Origin of the sequence: Lacrimispora sp. 210928-DFI.3.58, assembly GCF_020554865.1 — a bacterium.
Taxonomy (GTDB): domain Bacteria; phylum Bacillota; class Clostridia; order Lachnospirales; family Lachnospiraceae; genus Enterocloster.
This window is the reverse complement of the sequence record NZ_JAJCIC010000010.1, coordinates 88,560-112,179: the sequence shown is the minus strand read 5'-3', so window position 1 is coordinate 112,179 and position 23,620 is coordinate 88,560. Positions and strand designations below refer to the sequence as shown.

25 protein-coding genes and 3 pseudogenes are annotated in these 23,620 nt (G+C 45.6%); 7 read left to right on the top strand and 21 right to left on the bottom strand.

What is annotated here, in order from left to right; translation table 11 throughout:
* Window positions 1-30 precede the first annotated feature (30 nt).
* Window positions 31-288 carry a DUF1810 family protein gene (locus LIZ87_RS23070; RefSeq protein WP_178313682.1) on the bottom strand — a complete coding sequence of 86 codons (258 nt, stop codon included), beginning with the start codon at window positions 286-288 and terminating at the stop codon, window positions 31-33.
* A 142-nt stretch (window positions 289-430) separates the two neighbouring features.
* Window positions 431-1,519 carry an NAD(P)H-dependent amine dehydrogenase family protein gene (locus LIZ87_RS08630; RefSeq protein ID WP_178313680.1) on the bottom strand — a complete coding sequence of 363 codons (1,089 nt, stop codon included), beginning with the start codon at window positions 1,517-1,519 and terminating at the stop codon, window positions 431-433.
* A gap of 148 nt (window positions 1,520-1,667) precedes the next feature.
* Between LIZ87_RS08630 and LIZ87_RS08625 the strand changes: the two genes are divergently transcribed.
* The gene (locus tag LIZ87_RS08625; RefSeq protein ID WP_227146439.1) at window positions 1,668-2,507 is read left to right on the top strand and encodes a MerR family transcriptional regulator; all 840 of its coding nucleotides are present in this window, start codon (window positions 1,668-1,670) and stop codon (window positions 2,505-2,507) included.
* 226 nt (window positions 2,508-2,733) lie between these two features.
* Here LIZ87_RS08625 and LIZ87_RS08620 read toward each other — a convergent pair whose 3' ends face one another.
* Entirely contained in the window at window positions 2,734-3,096 is a 363-nt protein-coding gene (locus LIZ87_RS08620; protein WP_178314686.1) for a VOC family protein, read from the bottom strand.
* A gap of 206 nt (window positions 3,097-3,302) precedes the next feature.
* Here LIZ87_RS08620 and LIZ87_RS08615 point away from each other — a divergent pair, with 206 nt between their 5' ends.
* Both LIZ87_RS08615 and LIZ87_RS23065 read left to right on the top strand, forming a co-directional pair.
* A complete protein-coding gene (locus LIZ87_RS08615) occupies window positions 3,303-3,722 on the top strand; it encodes a hypothetical protein (protein WP_227146436.1) in 420 nt (139 codons plus the stop codon).
* Window positions 3,723-3,779: 57 nt separating this feature from the next.
* A pseudogene (locus LIZ87_RS23065) lies at window positions 3,780-3,992 on the top strand (hypothetical protein); the annotation flags it as partial.
* A 74-nt stretch (window positions 3,993-4,066) separates the two neighbouring features.
* On the opposite strand, the gene LIZ87_RS08610 reads toward LIZ87_RS23065, so the two are convergent.
* The 14 genes and pseudogenes from LIZ87_RS08610 to LIZ87_RS08545 form a co-directional block, all read right to left on the bottom strand.
* Window positions 4,067-5,212: an SIS domain-containing protein gene (locus tag LIZ87_RS08610; RefSeq protein WP_227146433.1), complete on the bottom strand. Its 1,146-nt coding sequence runs from the start codon at window positions 5,210-5,212 to the stop codon at window positions 4,067-4,069.
* A gap of 73 nt (window positions 5,213-5,285) precedes the next feature.
* The gene (locus LIZ87_RS08605; protein WP_178317411.1) at window positions 5,286-6,140 is read right to left on the bottom strand and encodes a carbohydrate ABC transporter permease; all 855 of its coding nucleotides are present in this window, start codon (window positions 6,138-6,140) and stop codon (window positions 5,286-5,288) included.
* Window positions 6,137-7,045 (bottom strand): carbohydrate ABC transporter permease, encoded by a 909-nt coding sequence (locus LIZ87_RS08600; protein ID WP_227146431.1) that lies wholly within the window; start codon window positions 7,043-7,045, stop codon window positions 6,137-6,139. Before LIZ87_RS08600 ends, LIZ87_RS08605 begins: the two co-directional genes overlap by 4 nt.
* A gap of 95 nt (window positions 7,046-7,140) precedes the next feature.
* Window positions 7,141-8,565, bottom strand: a complete 1,425-nt coding sequence (locus tag LIZ87_RS08595) for an ABC transporter substrate-binding protein (RefSeq protein WP_227146429.1) — start codon at window positions 8,563-8,565, stop codon at window positions 7,141-7,143.
* A gap of 98 nt (window positions 8,566-8,663) precedes the next feature.
* Entirely contained in the window at window positions 8,664-9,494 is an 831-nt protein-coding gene (locus tag LIZ87_RS08590) for an HAD family hydrolase (protein WP_178315359.1), read from the bottom strand.
* Between the two features lie 4 nt (window positions 9,495-9,498).
* Window positions 9,499-10,404, bottom strand: a complete 906-nt coding sequence (locus LIZ87_RS08585; RefSeq protein ID WP_178315357.1) for a sugar phosphate isomerase/epimerase family protein — start codon at window positions 10,402-10,404, stop codon at window positions 9,499-9,501.
* Between the two features lie 35 nt (window positions 10,405-10,439).
* Window positions 10,440-10,844 (bottom strand): secondary thiamine-phosphate synthase enzyme YjbQ, encoded by a 405-nt coding sequence (locus LIZ87_RS08580; protein WP_178315355.1) that lies wholly within the window; start codon window positions 10,842-10,844, stop codon window positions 10,440-10,442.
* 29 nt (window positions 10,845-10,873) lie between these two features.
* Complete coding sequence (locus LIZ87_RS08575) at window positions 10,874-12,013, bottom strand: SIS domain-containing protein (protein WP_178315353.1); 1,140 nt, start codon at window positions 12,011-12,013, stop codon at window positions 10,874-10,876.
* A gap of 169 nt (window positions 12,014-12,182) precedes the next feature.
* The gene (deoD, locus tag LIZ87_RS08570) at window positions 12,183-12,893 is read right to left on the bottom strand and encodes a purine-nucleoside phosphorylase (RefSeq protein WP_178315351.1); all 711 of its coding nucleotides are present in this window, start codon (window positions 12,891-12,893) and stop codon (window positions 12,183-12,185) included.
* A 17-nt stretch (window positions 12,894-12,910) separates the two neighbouring features.
* Window positions 12,911-13,117: pseudogene (locus tag LIZ87_RS08565) on the bottom strand (adenine deaminase C-terminal domain-containing protein); the annotation flags it as partial.
* A 63-nt stretch (window positions 13,118-13,180) separates the two neighbouring features.
* Window positions 13,181-14,299, bottom strand: a complete 1,119-nt coding sequence (locus LIZ87_RS22570) for a nucleoside 2-deoxyribosyltransferase (RefSeq protein WP_227146427.1) — start codon at window positions 14,297-14,299, stop codon at window positions 13,181-13,183.
* Window positions 14,300-14,314: 15 nt separating this feature from the next.
* Window positions 14,315-15,280 (bottom strand): nucleoside hydrolase, encoded by a 966-nt coding sequence (locus LIZ87_RS08555; protein ID WP_178315345.1) that lies wholly within the window; start codon window positions 15,278-15,280, stop codon window positions 14,315-14,317.
* A 412-nt stretch (window positions 15,281-15,692) separates the two neighbouring features.
* A complete protein-coding gene (locus tag LIZ87_RS08550) occupies window positions 15,693-16,718 on the bottom strand; it encodes a LacI family DNA-binding transcriptional regulator (RefSeq protein WP_227146426.1) in 1,026 nt (341 codons plus the stop codon).
* A gap of 231 nt (window positions 16,719-16,949) precedes the next feature.
* The gene (locus LIZ87_RS08545) at window positions 16,950-17,693 is read right to left on the bottom strand and encodes a hypothetical protein (protein WP_227146424.1); all 744 of its coding nucleotides are present in this window, start codon (window positions 17,691-17,693) and stop codon (window positions 16,950-16,952) included.
* Between the two features lie 261 nt (window positions 17,694-17,954).
* On the opposite strand from LIZ87_RS08545, the pseudogene LIZ87_RS22375 reads away from it, so the two are divergent.
* The 3 genes and pseudogenes from LIZ87_RS22375 to LIZ87_RS08535 form a co-directional block, all read left to right on the top strand.
* Window positions 17,955-18,134: pseudogene (locus LIZ87_RS22375) on the top strand (response regulator); the annotation flags it as partial.
* An 18-nt stretch (window positions 18,135-18,152) separates the two neighbouring features.
* Window positions 18,153-18,518 (top strand): LytR/AlgR family response regulator transcription factor, encoded by a 366-nt coding sequence (locus LIZ87_RS08540; RefSeq protein WP_264467946.1) that lies wholly within the window; start codon window positions 18,153-18,155, stop codon window positions 18,516-18,518.
* A 619-nt stretch (window positions 18,519-19,137) separates the two neighbouring features.
* Entirely contained in the window at window positions 19,138-19,917 is a 780-nt protein-coding gene (locus LIZ87_RS08535; protein WP_227146421.1) for a sensor histidine kinase, read from the top strand.
* Between the two features lie 82 nt (window positions 19,918-19,999).
* Here LIZ87_RS08535 and LIZ87_RS08530 read toward each other — a convergent pair whose 3' ends face one another.
* The 3 genes from LIZ87_RS08530 to LIZ87_RS08520 all read right to left on the bottom strand — a co-directional run bounded on the left by LIZ87_RS08530 (window position 20,000) and on the right by LIZ87_RS08520 (window position 22,363).
* Window positions 20,000-20,686, bottom strand: coding sequence for a hypothetical protein (locus LIZ87_RS08530; protein ID WP_227146420.1), 687 nt, complete (start codon window positions 20,684-20,686; stop codon window positions 20,000-20,002).
* 96 nt (window positions 20,687-20,782) lie between these two features.
* Entirely contained in the window at window positions 20,783-21,400 is a 618-nt protein-coding gene (locus tag LIZ87_RS08525; protein WP_227146417.1) for a class I SAM-dependent methyltransferase, read from the bottom strand.
* Window positions 21,401-22,015: 615 nt separating this feature from the next.
* Window positions 22,016-22,363, bottom strand: coding sequence for a hypothetical protein (locus LIZ87_RS08520; RefSeq protein WP_227146414.1), 348 nt, complete (start codon window positions 22,361-22,363; stop codon window positions 22,016-22,018).
* A 70-nt stretch (window positions 22,364-22,433) separates the two neighbouring features.
* On the opposite strand from LIZ87_RS08520, the gene LIZ87_RS08515 reads away from it, so the two are divergent.
* Window positions 22,434-23,033, top strand: a complete 600-nt coding sequence (locus LIZ87_RS08515; protein ID WP_227146411.1) for a TetR/AcrR family transcriptional regulator — start codon at window positions 22,434-22,436, stop codon at window positions 23,031-23,033.
* Here the strand turns inward: LIZ87_RS08515 and LIZ87_RS08510 are convergent.
* Window positions 23,005-23,589 carry a hypothetical protein gene (locus LIZ87_RS08510; protein ID WP_227146408.1) on the bottom strand — a complete coding sequence of 195 codons (585 nt, stop codon included), beginning with the start codon at window positions 23,587-23,589 and terminating at the stop codon, window positions 23,005-23,007. The genes LIZ87_RS08515 and LIZ87_RS08510 overlap by 29 nt on opposite strands.
* Window positions 23,590-23,620 lie beyond the last annotated feature (31 nt).

Genomic DNA, 23,620 nt, shown 5'->3' with positions numbered 1-23,620 from the left:
GCACAAAATAACTTGTTGATGACTTAAGCTTTAAGTTATCCGGATATCCCATAATCTGTCCCGGATCGCTGGATTCAAGCAAAAGCAATGCCCTCTTAAATAAGCATTCTCCATATATGCTTTTGCCTCCTCCATCGATCCAATCGCATAATATTGGGAAATGGAGCTGAGTCCTAGCTCTGCAATCTGAGGGAATATATACCAGATCCAGCGGCTTCTCTTGTGTCCCTTCCGGATTTCTCCCAATGCTGTTTCATAGTTTTTTGATGCGTATATCAAATGACGCATAAAAAGTAAAGCCGTAGATAATATTTTGCCGGACTATTTCCCTGCAATGTCGTATTTGACACAGGAAAAACGGTCCGGCATTTTAGTTGTCGGGCAGGCGGCTCCTTTACTGCAAAAGTCCGCCCGCCGGGCGCATGAAGGCTTACTTTGTTTTCACGTAAGTATTCAGATCATGGACACAATATTCATTGTAAGGATATTTGTCTGTCGTTACATAACCGGCAGGTGCGTCGATTAACTGCGGAATACGGTTCACAATGGTAGCACATGTCATTTCTACTGTGGCCGGGCGGTTTACAGAAACCGTGGTTTCCGGTTCTCCCATAAAGGTCCAGTCATTTCTGTCAAACTCATCCGGTGCAAACACTTTGCCCACACATTCTGTCACAAAGGTAATGCCCTCCTCTGTCTCAGTAGTAACGACTGCACGCATACCGGTGGGGTCTCCTGCTTTAATAACCGCATTTAACGTGGTGGAGAAAAGGTCTTCGGTATGGGTGGTGGGATAGCACTTCTGGGTCTGTGATGTAATATGCAGTCCCATTTTGCTGCAGAGCCAGCCGTTCTGATTCCACATGTAGGACGGAACATATTTGCCGCTTTCCACCAGCTCCTTCAGCTCATCGGCAGGCATATGATTGATGCTGGCGATTTCATTTTCAAAGCGCTCCTGAGTGAAGCCGGCGCCATGGCCTTCTGCCAGCGCAATGCCATAGTCCTCTACATTGTACCAGCTGCTTCCTAAAATCTTGGTGATCTTAAAGGAAGAACCAGCCAGATTGGTAACCATGGTGCCCCATACCAGATCACAGTAACCGACACCTGTTAAGGTACAATTCCCCTGCTTCGCCAGTTCGTCCAGCTTATGGGTGAGCGCCGGGGAGGAATTCCATGGATATAATGCTTCTTCACAGGTAGTGATGGCATTAACACCGTGTTTTGCGCAGATTGTAAAGATTTCTTCAAGCTCTGCCACCGTGCTTCTGGTTGCAACGATGCAGACATCCGGCTTGAGAGCCCCCAGCAGTTCATCTGCCTGGTCTGCAGATGAAATCATGATGCCGGTATCCGGATAACCATCGCCGACGATTTCAGCCGCATCCTTTCCTAATATGGCCGGATTCATATCAAAGGCTGCAACAAGCTCTGCACCTTTATCAATCGCATAACGGATCAGATATTTTCCCATTTTTCCACAGCCATATTGTGCAAACGTAATTTTTCTTTCCATACAGAATCCTCCTTGATTATTTATGCCTTTATTTTACACCTTATAGTAAGTATAAAGTCAACCAGAGAACCTGCCAATGACAGGTTTTCTGGTTGTAAATTCAGAGGATCCATTATATGATATATAATAGCAAAGGAGGAAATGATGTATGCAGGAAACTTTTTTGAAAATCGGGGAAATGGCGGAGCTGAATCATGTCAGTACTCAGACGCTTAGACTTTATGCTAAGAATAAACTTTTGGAGCCTCAATATCTGGATCCCGATACCGGCTACCGATATTACACTTTGGAGCAGTGTGCGAAGCTGGATCTGATCCGGGCACTGAAAAGCTGCCGCCTGTCGCTGGAAAAGATCAAAGAGATTTTTGAGCTTTCTTCCGAGGAAATGCTTCTGCAGGTATTGGAAGAACAGACAGGAGCTTTGACAGAGGAGCTTTACAATCTGTCTGTCAGCCGAAACAATCTGATCCGTATTCAGAAAAATTTGCAGGTTCTCAATGCATTGCCTCCATTCGGACAGGTATTTTTTGAATATGTCCCGGAGAGGAAAATCGATGTGCAGCAGACGGAATTTGACTTTTTTGCACAAGGCGATAAAGGATATGAGCATATGCTCCGCCATATGCAGAACTATCTGCATGAGCATCGGCTTCCTCCGTCTTATTTTATCAATGTTGGGACTATCATGGAAAAAGAATATTTTATGAAAGGGACCTATACCTCTCATTCAGCCTTCATATTTGTCGATGATCTGTATCCGGATACGGACAGTATTCGTCTGATTCCGCAAAGCATGTACATGTCAGTGGCTTCTGACAATACCTCCCTTGAGTTAGAATATGCCCAAAAACTATATGAGGAAATGAAAAAGCACGGCATGGTGCCATGCGGCGATTATATTTGCGAGGTGCTTACGCAGTTTCCGCTGCGTAATTCCAGAAAGCTGATTTATAAAATACAGGTCCCGATCCGGAGCCAGTCCGTCTGAAAGTAGGAGAAGCCTAAGGAGTGCGAGATTCCAAAAGCCCCAAAGCCTCGATATTCTCACTGGTAAGTTCATAGTCACCGTTCCGGTCCGCCGGCAGCCTTTGCCTCTGCACAACAGGATGGCGCGCTGATTAGGTCTTTTATTTTTTGCTCCTTACCTTTTCTATTAGCCTCCAATGCGTTTCAGCTCAGAGGCAGGCTTCCGGAAGATAAAGTTTGCTATCCCATTACATTGGTGTTCCCACTTCGATCAAATTACCATCAAGATCATAAAAACGGATCACTTTCTGCCCCCAGCTATGCGTCATAAGCCTGTTGACATATCTGATCGAGGGGTACAGCTTCTCAAGCTTTTGAACAAACGCTTCTATATTACGTTCTTCAAAATATAGTTCACAGGAATTGTTCTCCGGGATAATTTCCTTTTCGAGAAACCTTTTCCAGATTTTTTCATCCTGAAGCACAAGACCTTCTGTTAAAATCATATTGCCATCATTGTCCAGAACCATTTCAAGGCCGAACAAGTCATGATAAAATTGCTTTGATCTTTCAATATCTTTCACAACAATCAATATATTTTTTAGCCTCATCGCCTTTACCTCCTCACCAAATCCCGCCCTATTGCTCCAACTGCCTATGTCAGCTGATCCTGATTTTCTCATTTATCTCAACTTTCTCGTATAATCAGCATAACATATCCCACACAGATTATAAAGGTACTTCAAAAAAGTACCGATTAATAATTGTATCAATATATCCACCAGAACCAACCTCACAGGTTCTTTTATTTAGTCAAATGCAGGAACATACCACAGACCTTCGTCGGAATACGCTCCAATCAGGCAGACAATTCGGCTGGTCAGTTTTTCATGAATTAACTGTATTATGCAAGGTTGGTTTGGAATATCTAAGTTTAGGACAGCCTTTTGACTCCTTATCCGGAGGAGAATTACAGCGTTTAAAATTAGTCGTAGAGTTAAGAGAACCGAAGCCTATATATGTATTGGACGAACCTACGACTGGTCTACATTCCAAAGATATTCAAATGATGTGCCAGGCCGATCGGATTATTGATTTGGGATCGGGAGCAGGTGATGAAGGTGGACAACTGTTATTTCAAGGAACGCCAAAGGACTTTTTTAAATGCCAAAAGCCAGTTCCAGCAAAATACTTACAAAATTTTGTTAAAATGAATGAAAGATTATTGAGAAACTAAAATGAGTTTTCTGTCGGTTGTAAAGAAGCTGACAGGATGATATAGTTTAGGGACTGGTTAAGAACACATGAAGATGATCGAGAAAAATACGCTTCCGTAAAAAGAGCTCTTGCAGAAAGAGTGGCCGGGATTCTGTGCCGCTGTCTGTGTACCCCAGAAATTCCAGAAGATCTGCCGCATTCATCCGAACTTCAGGCCTGCCATCCCGGCCGGGGATATCCTTCCAATAGCAATAGGGGCAATCCTCTGTACAGCCATTATAAGGGTTGATGTATAGATACCTATGAGCTGTCATATGGACGAGCTCCTGCTCCGTTATGTGCGTTTCAATGATCTCCATACTCTCACTTTTCCTCTCTTCTGCCAAGCTCATCCAACAGATCGCTTCCGCTTTTCGTCGTTCCGCGCCCATCCTTAAAAATCTCCCAAGGCCCCCTAAAGCCCCTCGAATACTCCTCGCCCTTAAGCCTGCAATAGTATCCTGTAAGAAGCGATGGGACGGTCATCTGCAAAAGCCCTCCATTGACGGCATTTAAAGCAGGAAGATAAACGGACCGGCTATCCGGATCATTCAGTATGTCCCGGTCATCCGTGACAACACAGGCCGGCCGTTTTAGATGCTTCATATAGGAAAGCGCCTCCACAGCCCTTGAATATCCAGGAGAATTCTTTGCAAGAAAAAGAATGGTCCCGATCCTTTCCGGGGCAGCCATAAAAAAGTTGCAGTGCAGCCACTGCTCCGTATCCTCATCTACGGCCATAAGACCGGCCTGCCCCATCATCTCGATTTTCCCCAGAAAGGCCGCTCCCCTTTCATAGCCGGAGCCCACAAACTCAAACTGCTCCAGAGCAGGATTCAACTGTACATAATCCCAGGCCATATCATCGATCTCAGGAAGGGATGCCTCAAGCTCCTCCATGGAACCTGCCAGTATCCCGCGGACCAGCTCCCCCTGCCCAGCATTCCCCGTCAGGGCGCAGCCAACGGCTAAAAGGGCCGCTATCGTCATTGCGTAGCCTCTTAAGGGAAGGGGCCTGCCAAATTCAGGGCTGCTGATATCAAGACAGCTGTCACAATAGCGGATCAGCTCCCCGCGGGTATTTGAAGTTAAGCCAATCGCCGCCGCTCCCTGCTGCCTGCAGGTTGCCACCGCCTCATTCACCCTTGTGACAAGGCCGGAATTGCTGATGCCAATTACAAGGGTTCTCTCCCACTCTGACATTGGAAGCTGCAGAAAGCGGGCGGCCTCAATAGCGGGAAGGGCCGTCACCTGCCGTCCCGTCAATTCCCGGAGCCCACAGGCCACAGACAGACTGGCTGCATAGGAATATCCGCAGCCTGTCAAAATGATCTGGCCGATGTCTTTCTGTCTTAAAAAGGCCGCACTGTTCTTTGCCTCTTCAAATATGCGCCCAAGCTCATCCCCGATCAGGCCAGGTACTGAAAAGATGTGCTCACGTATTGGATTGTAAAACGCTTCCTTTTCCACTGCCACTGCCTCCTTGTGCTGAAAAAGAGCTGCCGGAGTCCGGCAGCCTCTTATGCTCTCATAATACCATTTCTTATCCCTTTACAGACCCGGACTGCATGCCTCCCACAATACGCTTCTGGAAGATTAGGAAGATTATAAGAGTGGGGATCAAAATAATCATCGCCCCTGCCATTGTTCCTCCGTAGGATGCCTCCTCCGCAAAGTTCAGTGTTTTTAAGCCCACCTGGACTGTGCGCATCTCGTTACTGGAATTGGCCACGATCAGAGGCCACAGATACATATTCCAGGTGCTGATAAACGAAGAAATAAACACGGTTACAAGGATCGGCGTAGAGATGGGCAGCAGGATATTGAAGTAAAACCGCAGATCGCCGCAGCCGTCGATCTCAGCCGCTTCATGGAGCTCCTTTGAAACAGTCATAAAATGCTGGCGCATCATAAAGACATTGTTCGCAGATACAAAATACAGCAGCATGATTCCCAGATACGAATTAACCAGTCCCAGTTGGGAGATCGTAAAATAGTTGCTTGTGAGGATCACATCTCCCGGAATCAGCATGGTTCCCAAAACCAGATAGAACAGCACCGTTTTGCCCGGAAAATCCAGAAAAGCAAAGCCAAACCCGGCCAGAGACGCCGTGATCAGGCGGACGATACTGCACACAAGGGAGATAAAGAGGGAATTCAGCAAAAACCTGGGGATCAACGATTTTGTCCAGGCAGCATTGTAGTTGCCCATATAAAGTCCCTTTGGCAGCAGCCTTGGCGGCCTGGAGAGAATCTCCGACACACGCATGAAGGACAGTGACAGGCAATAGAGAACAGGCGCTATGATCAGGAGGCCGCACAGAACTGCAATTACCTGAATCACGACGCTTTTTCCGTGGTTCTTTTCCCTTGATCCATTTGACCTTTGTTTCATCATGAGTAATGCACCTTCTTTCTCTCCAGAACAAAGCTGAGCAACAGCACGCCGAAGGCAATGATAAAGGCAAGTACGGCCGATGCATAGGCAGAGCCATAATTATAGATATAAAAGGCCTTGCGGTACATATAATAAATCATGGTTGAGGTTGCACTGTTGGAGGTTCCTCCCTGAGTCAGGGCAATCACCAGATCGGACATCATCATACTGGATGCCAGATTGGTGGCCAGCAGATAAAACAGAGTAGGAGAGGTCAGCGGGATATATACATTGATCACCTGAGCCCACACAGAGGCCCCATCCAGCCTTGCACTCTCAAGCAGATCCTCAGGCACATTCCGCACAGCGGCCAGGAGGAAGATAAAGGCCATGCCTACATGAAGCCATATACCAATCATGCACAAGGTATAGACCATGACATTTTTGTCTGTCAGCCATCCCACATTCAGGTTCAGATAATGGTTGACCGGGCCAATGTTAGGATTCAGCATCAGGTTGAATATAGTGGTCGCCACTGACATGGACACTGCCATGGGGAGCGCCAGACAGGTTTCATAGAACCGGGACAGCCTTCTTGTTTTACAGCAGAGCATTGCAAAGAAATAAGCCAGCGCCAGCGTCACCGGCACGGTGATCAGCGTGTAGCGCACCGTATTTTTTACAGATTGCCAGAACTCAGCGTCGGCAACTACCTTTGTGTAGTTTTTAAGGCCGGCGAATGCGACGACCTCGTTGTTGGCATTGATTGTAAAAAAGCTTAAAATGATCGTTTTTACAAACGGATAATAGCTAAATACAACGATCAGGATCAGCGCCGGAAGGAGGAAAAAATAGCCTTTCAGCTTTCTCTTTGATGATCCCCCATTCCATCTGCGCGTTTTACCGGAAATATGATCATTTCCCATGGTCTTCCCCTTTTCTTTTGGTGCGTTTTGCAGGATACCTCATGACCAGCACACTGCCGCCACATAAAGGTTCATGACGGCAGTATGCCATTCCACTAATTCAGAGGGTTCGCCTCATTATACTCATCCAGGGCTGCATTGCAGCGGGAAGCCATTTCCTCCACAGCCTCATCCACTGAGATCTCCCCTGCAGAGAACTTTGCACCGACCTCCTGGAAAATGGTTGTAAATTCCTGCTGGGTGGGAGCCAAATGCTCCTGAACCTTTGGATTGGAGTTCTTTAAGGCGTCATAGAATACTACAAAATATGGATTTTCCTCTACATACTCCTTCATTGGCTCATAGTCGAAGGTCTGTTCGTTTACAGGAACGGTTCCTGTCACAGAGCAGAATGCATACTGCTGCTCAGGAGCAACCCAGAATTTGATGAAGTCCCAGGCTGCCTGGATCTTTGCTTCGTCACCCTTGTTTAAGATGTAGACACTGGTGCCGCCAGGAGCCACGCTTCCGGAATCGGATTCGCTGACCTTCGGAAGCGGAGCAACGCCAAAGTCAAAGCCCATCTCCTTTGACATGGTGGTCACACTTCCCAGGGCGCTGTTGGAGGAGCAGAGCATTGCGCTTAAGCCGGAGCAGAATTCATCGCGGGCCTGGTTGCCGGACTCAATATACTGTACGGCTCCCGTATCCAGCACTTTCTTCCATTCGGTCAGGAATTTGGCCATGGTTCCGTCCGTATCAAAGGTAACCTTTGTCATGCGGCCCGCGCGGCCCGCTTCATTGTCGCCGATAAAGGAATACTCTCCCTGCCCGCTGATCCAATGGTTGAGATATACGTTTGAAACGGCCAGGGTGATCGCATACTGTGAAACGGTTCCGTTGCTCTCAACCTTTAACAGCTTTTCAGCCATTTTCGCCATGTCGTCAATGGTTGCCGGAGGGGTCTCAGGATCAAGGCCTGCCTCTGCAAAGGCTGTCTTGTTCCAGAAAAAGCCCATGGTGGAAGCGTGGAACGGCATGGAATACAGTGTGCCGTTGTAGGTATAGGTAGTCAGCAGGGATTCCAGGATATCTGCATCAAAGCTGTCATCCTTTGCCATCAGATCCCCAACGGGAACTACCGCCTCCACAGTGCTCATATACTCCACATCGCCGGCAAAAATCTGGATCAGATCCGGATAGTTGGACGTATCCTTTGCCTGTACCAGCGTTTTGAAGGCGCTGACTGAGTCGCTCTGATAAACTGCGGTGATATGAATGCCAAGCTCTGCCCCCGCATTTGCGTTAAAATCGTCCACGATCGTCTGCAGCACTTCCCCCGCAGATCCGCCGCGGTTATGCCAGAATACAAGCTCCGTTGTTCCTGAAGAGGCAGAACTGTCTCCTGAAGCGGCGGCTGTCCCACCGCTCTGTGCCCCGCCGGCAGCAGCCGTACCGGAAGAGGTGGAATTTCCACCGCAGCCTGCAAGAAGACTGGCACTCATTGCCACAGCCAAAATTGATGTCAAAAATCGTCTCATGTGTTTTCCTCCCTTATATGGATTTTTTATATGGAAATGCCTTCGCATTTCGTTTCGTTATTTCTCAGCGGTCTTCCTTAAGGAATGAGGGGACTTTCCTATGGTGTTCCTGCATGACTGCCTCCGTATTCCGAAAAGCACAGTGCTTTGATGGCCTCTGCCACTCCTAACGCATAGGAGTTCCTTGCAACGTAAACGGCTTTTTCCTTCACCTCAGGCAGCGCATTTGCCACCGCTACGCCATAGCCTGCCAGCTCAAGCATTTCAATGTCATTCCGGTAATCGCCGCATGCCATTACCTGTCGTAAGGGAATGTTCAGGATACCCGCAAGCTCTCTGACTCCTGTTGCCTTATTGCAGTTTTTAGGACCCAGCTCTACTGCTTTGCTGGAAAAGGTGGTAATCCAGTAAAGCTCCCTCATAGGCTCCAGACGCTCTGTAAATTCCTGTATCACCCCTGTTCGCTCCTCATCCATGATCATTACCTTTTGGAATCTTCCATGCTCCCAGTCAATGGATTCGAAGGGAAGCAGCTCGGTAAAACGGTTTCCAAACCGTTTATGTTCCCGTACATATCCTGTTTCCCTCAGGGCACGCTCATGCTCTGTTGTAGAAATGGTCACGGTCAGCCCCAAAGCATCTGCTCTTTTGATGATATCCCGGACAGGTTCAATGGAAAAGCCATGGTCCGTCAGGCATTTGCTGCCCTGAATGATATAAGCTCCGTTGCCTGCAATACAGGGCGCATCAATCTTTAACTTTTCCATAAAGGGCTTTACAAGCTCCGTGGTGCGCCCTGTGGCCAGGGCAAATATGATCCCCGCCTTCCGGCATGCTTCAACTGCACGGATCAGCTCCTGCGGGATCGTCTCCGACTTGTCCACCAGGGTTCCGTCAATATCGCTTACAATTAATTTGATTCTGTCCATAGTATCATCTCTCTCCCTTCGTCGGCTGGCCTTCATCCTCCCCGGCCAGCTTCAGCAGGTAATTGCCCACCTCAATGGAGTAGCGGATCGCGCTGGGCACCAGCTCATCCGGCGTATGCTCTGTGTATCTGTGGATTTCAAATGCAAAGTCTCCCTTATATCCAATGGTTTTCAGCGCTTTCATAAAGGGCTTCCATTCCATTACGCCCGTAAAGGGAAGAAGGTGATCCGCCTTGATGTCAAAATAGTCGGAGATGTGCGTGGACTTTAAGCGTTTTCCGATCACCAGGATCTCCTTTGCGGGATCTAAGCCGCTGATCCCCGCATGCTCCACGTCATAGCAGATCCCCACGTACTGGCAGTCAAAGGAGTCTACCAGATCAATGAGATCCTCAATGGAAGCGGTATAGCGCTTTCGGGGTGCAATATTCCAGTCCCACAGGTTTTCAAAGGCAATCCCCACATTCCATTTTGCGGCGTACTCCAGAAGGGGAAGAAAATATTCCCTGTTCTTTTTCTTAGAGCTTTTTCTCATCTCTCCGGAGGAATAGTCCGTCCCTGCATGGATCGCCACCCAGGGAATCCCCATTCTGGCAGCGCACTCGATGGAGCGGTAGATCAGCCGGTCCTTCTCCTCCCGGTCAGGAACGTTGTCGTCACAGAAATTATAGAAGGGGGCATGGGCCTGACCGAAGGTGATATCGTAGGCCGCCGCTATGTTCACAATCCTGTCGATCCACTGGAGATAATGGTCTGTGACGATGGGAAAGCGAAAATTGCAGTAATCCAGAAAGCTTAAATCCATCCGGCGGTATCCTGCCTCCCCGCAGTAGCGCACACAGTCCTCCAGCCGCCCCTTTGTTCCGTCTGCCCGGTTAAAATAAATGTTGGATGATGTCGATAGCCTCATATTGCTCCTTTATCCTTCAATCGCCCTGTCTGTCATCAATCACTCATTACCTTTACAAAATATTCCCTGTTTCTTGGCCCGTCAAACTCCAGGAAGTATATCCCCTGTGAGTGTCCTAGCAACAGCTTCCCTTCATGGATGGGGATGCACAGGTTGACGCCAATCAACGAGGATTTCACATGTCCCGCCGCATCCTGGGGCGTGTCATGCTGGTGCTTAAAGTCAATGCGGGTGGGAATCAGACGGCAGATCTCATCCTGAAGGTCCAGAAAACCGTTGGGATCCCAGAAGGAGGTGATGGTCAGGGCTGCAGTGGTATGGGGGATCGTGATCACACAGAGTCCTTCCTCCACTTGGCACTCCTCCACAAACACCTTGATATCATCGGTCAGCGCTACTACATCCCGCTCCTTTGTCTGAATCTTGAAATTTTTCAGCATAATCTCATTCTCCTTTCTGTTGCCCTCGGTCAGTCCAAAACGATCTCACTATTTATGATTCCCGCTCCCTGGTCCGCAAAGCTCCACGGACCCTTACAGCCACGGCCATATTCCTCGCCAGTCAAGACATTTATATATCCTGCCAACAGGGCGCAGGGAATAAAATTGGTAAGTGAAGCCGAAAAGCTGTAGGCAGTTGACGGGAAAATTCCTGTCTTTGCCTTTGTATCTCCGAAAAGCCCCGGATCATCTGTCAGGACCCAAGTGGGCCGTCCCATATCGTCTGCCGCATGCTTCACCATCTCACGAACCCGCACAAGACCCCTGTTTTCCTTTGAGCACACGACCACTGTACCGGTCCTGTCTGCCTTTCTCAAGAAAAAGTTAAGGTGCAGCCATTCCTCAGCGTTGATACACATTGCATATGCTCCATCCGCCTCAAAGGCTTTGGCGTGTCCATACCAGGCCGCAGCATAGTCCGTTCCGGCACCCACGAAGTCAAAGGCTTCCATTTCCTTCCACTCCTGAGCCATCTTTAATGCCTCTTCATCCATTCTTGGAAGAAGCTGCTCCAACTCATCTGCCTGGCGCAGAAGATCTCTGCGGTAAGCATTTGCCTGATCCATGGTAAAACGGCCACGAACCTCCCCAAAACGGATGGCAAGAAGCAGTAAAGCCAACACAGAGACGAGGTACGAACGGACACCGGGGCCGCCCTCCTGCTTTGGGATGGCCAGGTCAAGGATCCTGGAAACGCTCTTTCCCAGAAGGGACTCCCTGTTTCCCGTTACCCCCAGGGCAAAGGCGCCAGCTTTTACGGCTCGCTGGATTGCTTCTCCGACGCGGGCTACGGTTCCCGAATTGCTCACCGCGATCACCAAGGGATTTCTCGGCGCAAAGCCCAGCTGGCTATCTGCATAATAGCGGCTTAAGTCCAGGGCCGGAACCACCTCGGTGGGAACCCCTGTCAGCTGCTCAAAGGTATATTTTGTTGCCATGGCTGCAGCGTGGGAATCGCCGCAGCCTGTGAGAACGATCTTCTGAATGGAGAAGATCTCTTCGAAGGATAAAATACTGCGTGTCTTAGGCTCCAGATCTTCGTACTGCTGCCTTAAAAGCTCCGGCAGGCTCATCGCCTGTCTTCTCATTGCATTATCAAACTGATTCATCTCTTCACCTCTGTTGATTAAATAATTCTAGTTCCCATTTCTGTACCTCTGGCTGGCTAAAAGCAGAGCCCCCATGTATCTCCCCTTCCAAAAGGATCAGATCTGCATGGTATCCCGCTTTTACAAGCTGATCATGGAAATGGATGTCTATGCCGCAATTCCCTCTTTGCTACAGCGCAGCTTCCAGGGCCACCTTCATCATATTGGTGAAGGCGCACTGCCTCTCCTCGACCGTTGCCTTTGTGCCAGTGGGAAAACTGTCTGATATGGTAAGCATGCAGGCTGCTTGGCGCTTTAACACCTGCGCATTGTGGAACAGGGCAAAGCTTTCCATATCCACGCAGCGGCAGCCATGCTTTTTATAAATTGCCCTGTAATCATCCACATTTTCCTCCGCATAAAATACGTCGCTGGAATGTACTATCACAGGAGTAATCTGAATTCCAAGGTTCTGTGCTGTCCGCAGTATCCTTTGGTTCAGGTCAATACTGGGGTAAAGAATATCTGAGGTACAGCCGCTCTGGGTCCGTGCAAAGCTGCTCTCGCTCCAGGCACTGTCCGCAAGAACAATGTCATACAGCTTTAAATCCTCCGTGTAAGCGCCTGCTGAACCAATCCTGATAATCTGCTTTACATCATAAAATTGGTACAGCTCATAGGAATAGATTCCCATGGAAGGCATTCCCATACCGCTGGCCATGACAGAGAGTTCCTTTCCCTTATAGTACCCTGTGAAGCCGTATACATTTCGTACATCCGTCACCAGTCTCGCATCCTTTAAAAATGTCTCTGCAATAAATTTGGCCCTCAGCGGGTCGCCGGGCATCAGCACAAGCTCTGCGATCTCGCCTTTTTCCGCTCTGTTATGAGGCGTTCCCATACGTTCACATCCTTTCTCTAAAACACTGCTTTTACAATTTCCTGCCTGTCCACGTCAATTACACCGTATGTGTTCAGTCTAAGCCTCGGTATCACCGGAAGGCTTACAAAGGCCAGGGTCATGAATGCATCGATCCCTTCAGAAATTCCCAGCTTATGTGAAATATCCTTCAGCTCCTCAAGGCGCCTGTCCGTCTCCTCCAGCGTAAGCCGTGACATCAGACCTGCATCGCAATATCAGCCTCTATAACCGATTCTGTAAACACATTGATGATTCCAGAGATATGCTTATATCGCATATGCTTTTTGCTCCCATTTCTCTAACAGGTCTTCTGCTACAGTCTTTATGATCTGTTCAAACTTTCCTTCCCGGATATCCATAGAGCATGCAAACATCAGGTTCAGCGGATAATCAAAATTCTCTACATTTGCTCCTGTCATATCTCGGAACTCATGGGCTTCACCAAGGTTGGGGACCCTATCCTTCATATAACGTGTATCATCCATGTAACCATAGAGCTTTTTCCCTAGTTGAAAGGCCATGCCGCACTCAAAGCCTACATCGTTGCTGCACTCATATCCTCTATAATCATTCAGATTAGCAATAATGGCATCACAATTTCTAATATGCTGCTGATAATTGTCGAACAGATTTGTTGCAGCTGTGTAGGATGAAGTAGTCTCTATTTTTTTTACTCCATCTGCCCAATCAATAGGAGCGTAAGCTTCCAGTCCATATTCCCCACAGATCTGTTTCATTCGGCTATAAATTTCAGCAGCATTTTTTTCATAACGCTCAGGACCTGCTAAATAGACCATTGGCCGCTCGCATGATTTGCGTGTCCGGGCCGTTGTGAAATTGGCCTGATAGCCTCGTATCCCTTTGTATTTCGCATCCTCTTCCAAATCTATTTGTAAGGTCTTCAAACAGTCATAAAAATCGCCTTCTACGATCTTAGTAGAGCCTATAACGCAAGGGGAGAAGGGCAATTCTTTATAGGGAGCCTCCCTACCGTGCTCATCATATACCTTACCGTCACGTAGAACATATTTCTGATCCTTCCATGCTAATGGTCTTTTATCCCTTGTATAGCCATAGCATTTGGCGCCCTTTGCGTAGGCCATCCCAATTTCATAAATGGTCCCGCTGTCCGGTTCTGACCCGCGGTATGCCTCCAGATCAGCTATAATCACAGTTGTATCAAGCATAATTTCTTTTAAATCTGCAAAAATACTTTGTGCATGATCCTGCAGATTTTCACTACTCATATCCAGAGGATGGTCATTGGGGAGCGTTACCCCAAAACCGAGAGATTCTGCTCGTTTTCTCATAGCAGCAAGCATTTCTGTTCCACCTATGTAAAAACATTCAGGTCCCGCAATATAAATCCATTCTTTTTCCGACACAACAGCACCTCCTTTCTAGCCAAGAACCAATTCCATTAACATGTTTAAAAATTTACTGTAATCCGCTTTTTTTCCTATTTTAACTAAAGGAAGGTGGGACCAGACATGATGATGCCTGTAATCCACAACGGTATTTCCTAGTGTCAGGCCATCTTTTGTCTCAACTCCCACATGAGCCTCGAAGGTCTCTACTATTGTTTCATCAATGGCATATGCTACCGCCATACAGTCGATTACAGTGCAATAAGCCTCAAAGCCCCGCCCATTCACAAAATGGATTGCATTATAAAGGAAATGGGCTTCCTTTTTATCACTTAACCTCAGGCGTTCGATATCCTTTTCTGTCAGGTTCACATCAAAGTGTGTTGCCACATCTAATCCTAATGCAACTAGATCAATACCGGAATTATATACGATAGAGGCGGCCTCCGGGTCTACATATACATTCCACTCGCTTTGCGGCGTATCTCCCGTGGCGTTTGCAAAAGCATAAGCATTTAAACCAAACATGCCAGAAATCGCATAAATTCCGGCAATCATCCCTTTGATCTCCGGAGCCTTCTTCAGAGCCATAGCAATATTGCTCATGGGCGCAGTCGAAACAATATATACTTCTCCTGGATTTGCTTTTATTACATCTATGATCAGATCAACCGCATGTTTTTCGCATAAAGGAGTAACAGGATTAGGAAGAAAATTCTCTGCCTGTCCGTCTTTACCGTGAGTGAAGGGATCTTTTGGGATGTCGCGAAACATGGGTTCTGCCATTCCACGGGCTACCGGAATATCCGTTCTTCCCAACAGCTCCAGCACTTTTTGTGCATTGGCTGAAGTCACATCAACAGGATAATTGCCGTTTACGGTTGTAATTGCCATAACCTGCAAGGCTGGCGATTTCACTGCCATTACAATAGCCATGGAATCGTCCATACCCGGATCACAATCTAAAATGATTTTTTTCTTTAATTCCTTTTCCTCCATATACTTATTACCTCCTTTATTTTGTTGTAACATTTCACCCAATATTTTTGTCTGTTTCGTCTGATATGATAAGACTGTCACACAGCAGCGCGCTCTCTGACATAAAGAAACCGGCAGCTTGCTTTTCTGACCAGACTAACAGCCAGATCAGGATTTTTCCATCTAATTACGAAATGTTTCTACGGCTACGCTTCTCCTTCTTGGCTTTGTGCTTTTTGAACCAACGGAATATTGCTATCTAAAATCAATGGTAAATTTAGATAAATATTTTAAATTTATTATACCATTTTGTTTATCTTTGTCAATAAAGTTTTTCAGGTTTTGTATGATATTCATATGATAAAAACAAAATAAGGATGAGAACAAAATTTATCATCATTCTCATCCTTATCTGCTTACTTTATTCAATCATTTAATTGATTTGTTTATCTTTCACTGATTTGCGCTCCACAATACTGGGAGTAAAATAATAATTTCGGTATGGCATTGGTTCATCTATCTCAGTCTGTGCAAGGCGTTCTGTCAGAACCTCAATCACTTTTGAAGCCATCATATCACTATTTTGATCAACACTAGTCAAAGGAACCTTCATCAGATCGCATAGAGCCGTGTTATCATACCCAATTACGGAAAGGTCGGCTGGTATGGAAAGACCATGCTCCTCCGCATAAAGATACACGCCGTAGGCCATCAGGTCATTGCCGGCCATTATTGCTGTTGCTCCCTGGGCTAATAGCAGCTCCGCTCCTTTGCGCCCACTCTCAATATCGTAATGTCCATAATGCACTAGCTCATTATTATAAGAGATACCGGCAGCGGACAGCGCTTCGCAATAGCCATTTAATCGTTTCCTGGCAGTGTAGATATTTTCCTCTCCAATTATGCATCCAATTTTGGTATGCCCATGGCTAATCAAATATTCTGTGGCAATACGGCCCCCATATTTATTGTCTGCAGTTACAAAATCGCAAAAAACGGAGTATGCTGCCCTGTCAAGCAGTACAATAGGAGGGCCGCTCTTTTGGAAGGACTTTAATGCTTTTACATTTTCTTTATTCATTGTCCTGGGAGGAATGACAATAAGGGCATCTACATTTCGTGTGATCAGACTTCCCAGCGCAGAATAAAAATGCTGTACATCATCACCCGTTGTACATTGGTGAACGATATATCCCTGTTCATAGGCACATCTGGAGACTTCCCCAGCCAGGTGGCTGAAAAAAGGGTTTCCTCTATCAGGGACTACCATACCTAAAACTCCTGCCTTTTTTATCTCTGCAAAATCGGAACCCATTTCCAGTTGAAACCGCATTTCTCTGGCAATCCGCAGAATGTTTTCTTTTGTCTCTTCCGTGATCCTTGATGGGCGATTATTCAGCACCAGCGATACTGTACTCGGAGACACCCCTGCAGCTTTTGCTATATCTTTTACCTTCACTCTCAATATAAATCAGCCTCCCATGGAGCTATTTTGATAAATAAATTTACCAAAATTATACCTTGTTTTTGCTTAAGCGTCAACAGGATATATCATTTTAGAGAGGTTGGTGTTTCCAAACCCACAAAGTGTTCTTTCCATTCATCCTCCGTTCCGCCAAACACATTAACCACAGCGAAAATTACTCCCTGGCTCCCTGTTCTGTCTTATTTTTCCAATTTCCGACTACACCTAATTAAAAAACCTCGTATCCTTTGATCGGATCACAAAGCCATTTTCATTCTTCTCCGGAGAAACAACAAACGTTACCGTACCCACATTGCTTTCCCCCTCAAAATCAATGGTATATGTTACAATGGTATCTGTCTCCGCTTCTTCCTCTTTGGCAGTTTCTGAAAATGTATATTGATAATCCGGGAAATCGGAAATGCCGATATAGTAATATCCATCCAGATAATAGAAAGCAGTCTGTCCTTCCTCCATATCCTCAAAAGCAGGTTTTATATCCGGCAATTCCGCACCAAAAACCAGCCTTGCATGATCCTCAGCTTCCTGCCGGCTTACTTTCACAACGTTTTCCTCCACTCCCAAATCTTCCCGGTATACCGTTTCCATCTGTCCTGATAATGCGCCTGTATAGGAATAGAACAGAAAATCACACCAAAATTTATCATCCCTTACCGTCTGTGCATTAAAATCATTTAATTCCCTACACATTTTTGCCAGAAATGCCTTATTGTTGTCAGTAAGTTCAAGAATATCCCTCACCTGTATCTGTGATTCGGATTCTGTTGGCGCAGCAGTTTCCCCGTTGTCTGATTCTAAAGGCTCTGCGGTTTCTAAGCGCTCTGTATCCCAATTAGCCGCTGCCGCCTGCTTCTGTTCTGTCAAATGGCGGTCACAGCCGGACAGCAACACCAGTATCATAACACAGGATAGCAGGATTCCTTTTGCACCAGTTCTTCTTTTTAACATTTTTTTCCTCTCTCTCGGATTATTCTATGGAGTCTCCTGCTTCCTATTATCCCATCATTTTTCGGGATTGCAACCCAACTTGTGCGAAACGACATATTCTTCTTTTCTCTGGTCATTCAACAACCAAAACATGCAGGAAAATGTCTTTTCATACATATTTTTTGCATTTTCCGGACTATTTGATTATACTAAAATCGTGGTACAAGCTGCCCTGAATTAGTTCTTTTCCCGGATGGAGAATCTCTTTTAGCCGACAGGGGAAATAAGGATATTCTCTTTCTTGATATAGAGATGCCCGGTATCAACGGGATTTACGTTGGAAATGAATTGAAGAAAACAAACGACAAGCTCATTATCTTTATTGTAACCTCCCATTCCAAATATCTGGATGATGCCATGCGTTTTCATGTCTTCCGCTATCTTTCAAAGCCTTTAGACAAACAAAGGTTTTTCCGTAATATGAAAGAGGCCGTTGACCTGTACCATGCCATAACATTCAAGATTCCTATTGAAACCAGAGAAGGGGTACATACGTTACCCACTTCCTCTATTATCATGGTGGAAGCACAGGGCAGAAAAATAATCGTACATACTACTTTCCGTGACTTTGAATCTGTCCACAACCTGCAATATTGGTCAGAACTGCTGCCCCAAAACTGCTTTTTCCAAACACACCGCAGTTTTATTGTCAATTTTGAACAGGTATCAAATTTTGACCATACCCTTGTATATATGGCAGACAGCCAGTTTCAGGCCTACTTAACCAGGCGGAAATACCATGCATTTAAAGAAGCCTATCTCCTTTATCTGGAAAGCATGCGATAAAAGGCTTGGGCTATATGGAGGTACAATATGGAACATATAATTTGCTTTTTCTTGATTTTCCTGACTGAAGCAATGATACTGCGTCAATATGCCTCCCGGTGTTTTTCTGCGAAGCATCAGCCGGCAATCCAGCTGGCTGTACTGTGCAGTCTTTACATTGCCCTGTTTGCTGCGGCATTATTGGGTTCAAAATGGCTGAACACAATTTTATATCTTGCTGCCAATTTCATCTTTTTATTTACGCAGTATGAATTAAGCTGGTATCCCGCCTTTTTCCATTCCTCTGTTCTGACAGCCATTATGATGACATGTGAACTGATGGTATATTATGTCATTCTGTATTTTGTGCCGCGCTTTTGGGAAAAAAATGAGATTCATGCCCTCACAGTCTTTTCTGTATGCTCCAAACTGATATTTTTCACTCTGATCTCTGTTCTTCTCCATCTGTATTTTTTACAAAGACAGAGACACAATAACGACCAGCATGATCGTTCAGATTTGTTTCTGATACTGCTTCCCATCACCTCTGTTTTTATTATGTTTACCTTTATAAAAATCAGCGACTTCTGCAATCTGTCTCCGGCATTAAACTGGATGATAACACTAAGTGTCATTTTTTTTGCTGGCAATCAATCTTCTGGTGTTCGCATTTAATCAATACAATCAGGAGAAGCATCTGAAATATACCCAGATGCAGTTATTACTCCAAAAGGAATCCGATTCCATACAATATTATGAGATGCTTCTCTCACAGCATGAAAATCAAAGCATCTTAATACATGATATCAAAAAACATCTGCAATCTATCGATATACTGAATGCTGAAAAGGAGCATGATAAAATTGCCATATACATTCACCAGCTGATGCAGTCTTCCGATTTAAAGGAATCCCCACGGCTGTGCGACCATGATATGCTGAATGCAATCCTGTCCAGGTACCAGCGTCAATGCCAGCAAAAGCAGATTGCCTTCTATGCCGATATCCGAAGCAGAATCGTGGATTTTATCACAGCTGCAGACCTTACTTCCCTTTTTTGCAATTTATTAGACAATGCGGTCGAAGCTGCGGAAAATATCCCTGATGCCTATATCGAAATCAGCGCCTGCCATCGGGAGAAAACACCTTTTGTCGTGATAACTGTTGTGAATTCCAGCAGAAAAAATCCTCTTTCAGGGTCCGGACGCAAACCAGCCACCAGTAAACCTGACAAATGTAAACATGGTTTCGGCATAAAAAGTATCCATAAAATAGTCCTTAAGTATCAGGGAGAAATTCAGATGTATTATGATGGCGAATCACTGACTTTCCATACTATTATTACATTAAAGCAGCCTTCCTCTGCTTTCCCAGGGTATCATCCATCAGGCTATCTGTCTGAGCGCTGTATGGCACAATAGCCGCCACGCCGATCACTACTCTTTCAAGGAATGAACCCATGGAGCATATAGTTTTATTTTTAAGACTGCAATTTTCATCAGTTCAATTTTCCAAATTGTGAAGCCGTTTCCATTCTTCCCACCTCTGGTCATTCATCAGCAGCTTCCAGGCGCCACGGTAATCCAGCCCAAACAAATCGAACCTGCGCATCAGATTGCTCACAACCTGTCCTTCCGGCCTGCTGGCCCCAAGGCATCCTCCGCCTGGCAGAACCTTTTGGCTTCCCTGATAATCTCTCTGTGCATTTTCCGATGTCCTGTATCGATCCAGCAGTTTTACATAAATGCTCTGTAAACGCCGATCCGAAATTCTCTCCAGGGCTTGAATTGCATAAATTAATAAGTATGGATCCTGTTCAACCGACAAGAAATCTAAAAAATAATCTACTACTACTTCTTTGCCGGATAACGCTCTGATACAATAAAATAACACGGTCTTGTCACTTCTGTCCAAGTCCTTTTGTACAAGCGCTTCCTTTAATCTTCCGGCATTGATATCCGGGCAGTCCTTCAGGGCCTTAATAGTATAGCATGCATCCCGGAAGGCATCCCCGCGCAGCTGCGGCAGCTTTTCAAGAATCTGCTCCTGCCACTTCTTTTTGATATCCCAGTCCCCTTCATAGGTAATGACAGAAACAGCCTCTGCATAGGCGCCGTACTCCCACAGTTTTTCAATCTGCCCGGCCATTCCCTTTACATGGAAATGTGCCAGCATCTTGATCAGCCGCATCCACTCCAGCTCCAATAATTTTTACCTCGCTGTATTCTGAGTTCGGAACATGATTTCTGTAAGATTACTCTCATCATCAACGCGGCAAACCGGAAGTTATCTTTTAAAATCTATCTGTACCAGTTTTTTCCCATTAGGCAGCATATGCTCCAAACTTCTGATTGCATGATAATCGATTTCGAGCATCGCATTCTTTAATGTCTGTTCTTCCATTTGATGATGCACCTGTTCCAGTCCGTCAAACACATGCAGATAAGGGGAATCTGATACCCAATTATCCTCCATATTGATTTGAATAATACATGAAACATACTTTGGATCTGCCTGCCTGATTGCTTTCTGAAAGCACTCATATCCAATATACTCGATCAACAGATTGGCAATAACCATATCTGCTTTTGGCAGCTTATCTGTTTCATCTATCAAATTGATACACAGACATTCCAGAAGACCGTCCAATTGCGGATACCTTTGAACGACCGCTTGCAGATAAGAAGAATTGATGTCAACTCCATATACTCTTTCAAACCTGTCCTTCTGAATATGTTCAAGACCATTACCGCCTGCAATACCAAATATCATTACACTGGAAATGGGATAAGTATCAAATTGACCTTTCATCATTTCGTTCATAGCCTGCAGCTGCATAACGGAATCAAGCTTCATATGATTTTCATAATCAGTTAATGGAATTCCTACCCACGGATTTTTCATTTTCAATCTTCACCTCATCAAACACCAATTTGCCGGACTTAGCCTGCATAAGCATCCACAGGACTATTTGTATATTGAAATAATTCGTAATATTATAACATACAGACAGGTCTGTTTCAAGATTATAGGTTTGACAGACATCTGCTCTCTTTCCTTCCACTTCCCGGCAAGCATCTGCCTCTGAGTCTTAAAAAATACGATCATACTAATAAGAAACGGAAGAAAATATGTTGACAGCCTATATAAAATCACCGCCGATGACGCTGCGATATGCCCAATATACGGAGAAAATACTAAAAGAAAGGCAAATTCCGCCGGTCCCATACCTGCCACATTCAGAAGCGCCCCACCAAAAGCATCATCATGGCGGACAATGCCTGCACCTGCCAGAACGAGATTCCCTCACCACCCAACAGACGAATACATAAAAATGGAATACTGTACATCCAGCCCAATCTTATCAGATCTAAAAACAGCACCTTTCTCCGGCAGGAACGGTTATGGAGAAGCTGCTGTGCTTCTTTATAAAGCGATTCCAGATTTGTACTCCATATATTTTTCCTTTCCGTCCACTTTTCTGTGGATGGAAGTTTGCCGATACTCCAGAGCGCCAGCCTAAAGATCCGGTTCCAGGTACAGATAAGAATCAGAAAAACGATAATGAGCGTACATACCGCAGCAGTACAGATAATAGCCCTGCATCGGCATTGTTCCAGCAGAAAATGTAGCAATATTGGCAAACACACCCAGAAACACTACCGCCACTCCCTGATAGAACCGAATCTCCGGAAATGCACTGCGAAGCAATGAAAAATAAGCTGCTGCATCCAATAACTGATACCCTACGCTCATAATAAAAAGAAGAACGACTCCCACAGGCGGAATGGAAAGAAGCCCTTCTGCAATCGCCGGATAATCATCCCGAAAAACAAAGGTAATCAGCAGAAAACTATCTTCCCCCAAAAAGCAACATTGTAAAGTCCATTATTTTATGATATGCTTGCACTATATTCAGAAAAGTGAGTTGATACTTATGAATCGAACCAAAACTGCCATCGTATCCGCATTCTGGCAATTATTAGATGAAAAATCTTACAGTCAGATTACGGTAAAAGATATCGTTACCCGATGCCTGATCAACCGCAATACATTTTATTACCATTTCCATGATATCCCTGATCTTCTGGAATATTCTTTCAAGGACGAGGCAGACCGCATCATTCAGACATACAGCCGTTTCGGATCTCCCCTTGACTGCATCACACCCTTTGTAGAAATCGGAGCAAAACGTAAAAAGGCCCTTCTCCACATCTACCGCTCTGTCCAGCGGGAAATCTTTTTAAAAGAAGTGGAACGTTTATGTCTTTATACTGTAAGCGAGTATGTCAATACGGTTACTGACGATCTGACCCTACGCAAAGAAGACAAAGAGCTTTTGATCCGTTTTTATAAATGCACCCTGGTCGGAACCATCCTTGACTGGATGGATCACTCCATGGACTACGATCTCCTGAAAGCCATGGAACGAATCTGTGATCTGTTTGCCGGCACCGGCAAGCAGGCCTTTTTAAAATCCGTAAAACCGGAGCGCGCCATCAAAAGCTCTAACAAAAGCCAAACAGCAGTCCCGTAAAACCGAATACAACAACTGCCACAGCGCTTCCTGTCAGGAATTCCGATATTGTATGGCGTTTTAAATACACTGATGCCCAAAATTCAATTAAATAAAGAATCAGGCAGGCAGCAATGGATTTTCCGCCAAAAAAATAGCACAAAATCAGATAAGGAAGAACACAACTGCAAGCATGTCCACTTGCCCTTATCCGAAAGCCGCGATTTATGATTGTCAGCACTATGGCCGCTGTAAGATAGGAAACAAAAATCCACATCAGGGCACCGGAAACACCCTTTACCGTACCATAAATCACAGCCGTCAGATAACCGCATAAATTCATGATAAATGCCATCTTCCTCTGGTATTCTCTCTGATCATTGCGAAATTCCGATTTTATCTGTGAAATCGGATATGCACAGGCTGGCAGAACAGTCAAACATCCCATCGACACGATAATGTCCGGCGGTGTACCTATGATAAAGCCTAACTGCCGGTATAAGATTCCAAGCATAACAAATGCCAAGAACGGCGGTACCGTTATAATTCGGATCATTTTTGCTGCCTTTTCTTTCATGTCCCTTCTCCTTTTATCTGTCTTCTCATAT

Excerpts from the sequence above, each read along its gene's own strand:
- LIZ87_RS08510 (WP_227146408.1), bottom strand. The coding sequence starts at position 23,589 with ATGAAAGAAAAGGCAGCAAAAATGATCCGAATTATAACGGTACCGCCG.
- LIZ87_RS08620 (WP_178314686.1), bottom strand. The coding sequence starts at position 3,096 with ATGAGGCTAAAAAATATATTGATTGTTGTGAAAGATATTGAAAGATCA.
- LIZ87_RS23070 (WP_178313682.1), bottom strand. The coding sequence starts at position 288 with ATGCGTCATTTGATATACGCATCAAAAAACTATGAAACAGCATTGGGA.
- LIZ87_RS08545 (WP_227146424.1), bottom strand. The coding sequence starts at position 17,693 with ATGTTAAAAAGAAGAACTGGTGCAAAAGGAATCCTGCTATCCTGTGTT.
- LIZ87_RS08605 (WP_178317411.1), bottom strand. The coding sequence starts at position 6,140 with ATGATGAAACAAAGGTCAAATGGATCAAGGGAAAAGAACCACGGAAAA.
- LIZ87_RS08625 (WP_227146439.1), top strand. The coding sequence starts at position 1,668 with ATGCAGGAAACTTTTTTGAAAATCGGGGAAATGGCGGAGCTGAATCAT.
- deoD (WP_178315351.1), bottom strand. The coding sequence starts at position 12,893 with ATGGGAACGCCTCATAACAGAGCGGAAAAAGGCGAGATCGCAGAGCTT.
- LIZ87_RS08530 (WP_227146420.1), bottom strand. The coding sequence starts at position 20,686 with ATGCGGCTGATCAAGATGCTGGCACATTTCCATGTAAAGGGAATGGCC.
- LIZ87_RS08575 (WP_178315353.1), bottom strand. The coding sequence starts at position 12,013 with ATGAATCAGTTTGATAATGCAATGAGAAGACAGGCGATGAGCCTGCCG.
- LIZ87_RS08580 (WP_178315355.1), bottom strand. The coding sequence starts at position 10,844 with ATGCTGAAAAATTTCAAGATTCAGACAAAGGAGCGGGATGTAGTAGCG.
- LIZ87_RS08540 (WP_264467946.1), top strand. The coding sequence starts at position 18,153 with ATGAAAGAGGCCGTTGACCTGTACCATGCCATAACATTCAAGATTCCT.
- LIZ87_RS08590 (WP_178315359.1), bottom strand. The coding sequence starts at position 9,494 with ATGGACAGAATCAAATTAATTGTAAGCGATATTGACGGAACCCTGGTG.
- LIZ87_RS08555 (WP_178315345.1), bottom strand. The coding sequence starts at position 15,280 with ATGGAGGAAAAGGAATTAAAGAAAAAAATCATTTTAGATTGTGATCCG.
- LIZ87_RS08515 (WP_227146411.1), top strand. The coding sequence starts at position 22,434 with ATGAATCGAACCAAAACTGCCATCGTATCCGCATTCTGGCAATTATTA.
- LIZ87_RS08630 (WP_178313680.1), bottom strand. The coding sequence starts at position 1,519 with ATGGAAAGAAAAATTACGTTTGCACAATATGGCTGTGGAAAAATGGGA.
- LIZ87_RS08595 (WP_227146429.1), bottom strand. The coding sequence starts at position 8,565 with ATGAGACGATTTTTGACATCAATTTTGGCTGTGGCAATGAGTGCCAGT.
- LIZ87_RS08600 (WP_227146431.1), bottom strand. The coding sequence starts at position 7,045 with ATGGGAAATGATCATATTTCCGGTAAAACGCGCAGATGGAATGGGGGA.
- LIZ87_RS08585 (WP_178315357.1), bottom strand. The coding sequence starts at position 10,404 with ATGAGGCTATCGACATCATCCAACATTTATTTTAACCGGGCAGACGGA.
- LIZ87_RS08525 (WP_227146417.1), bottom strand. The coding sequence starts at position 21,400 with ATGAAAAATCCGTGGGTAGGAATTCCATTAACTGATTATGAAAATCAT.
- LIZ87_RS08615 (WP_227146436.1), top strand. The coding sequence starts at position 3,303 with ATGCAGGAACATACCACAGACCTTCGTCGGAATACGCTCCAATCAGGC.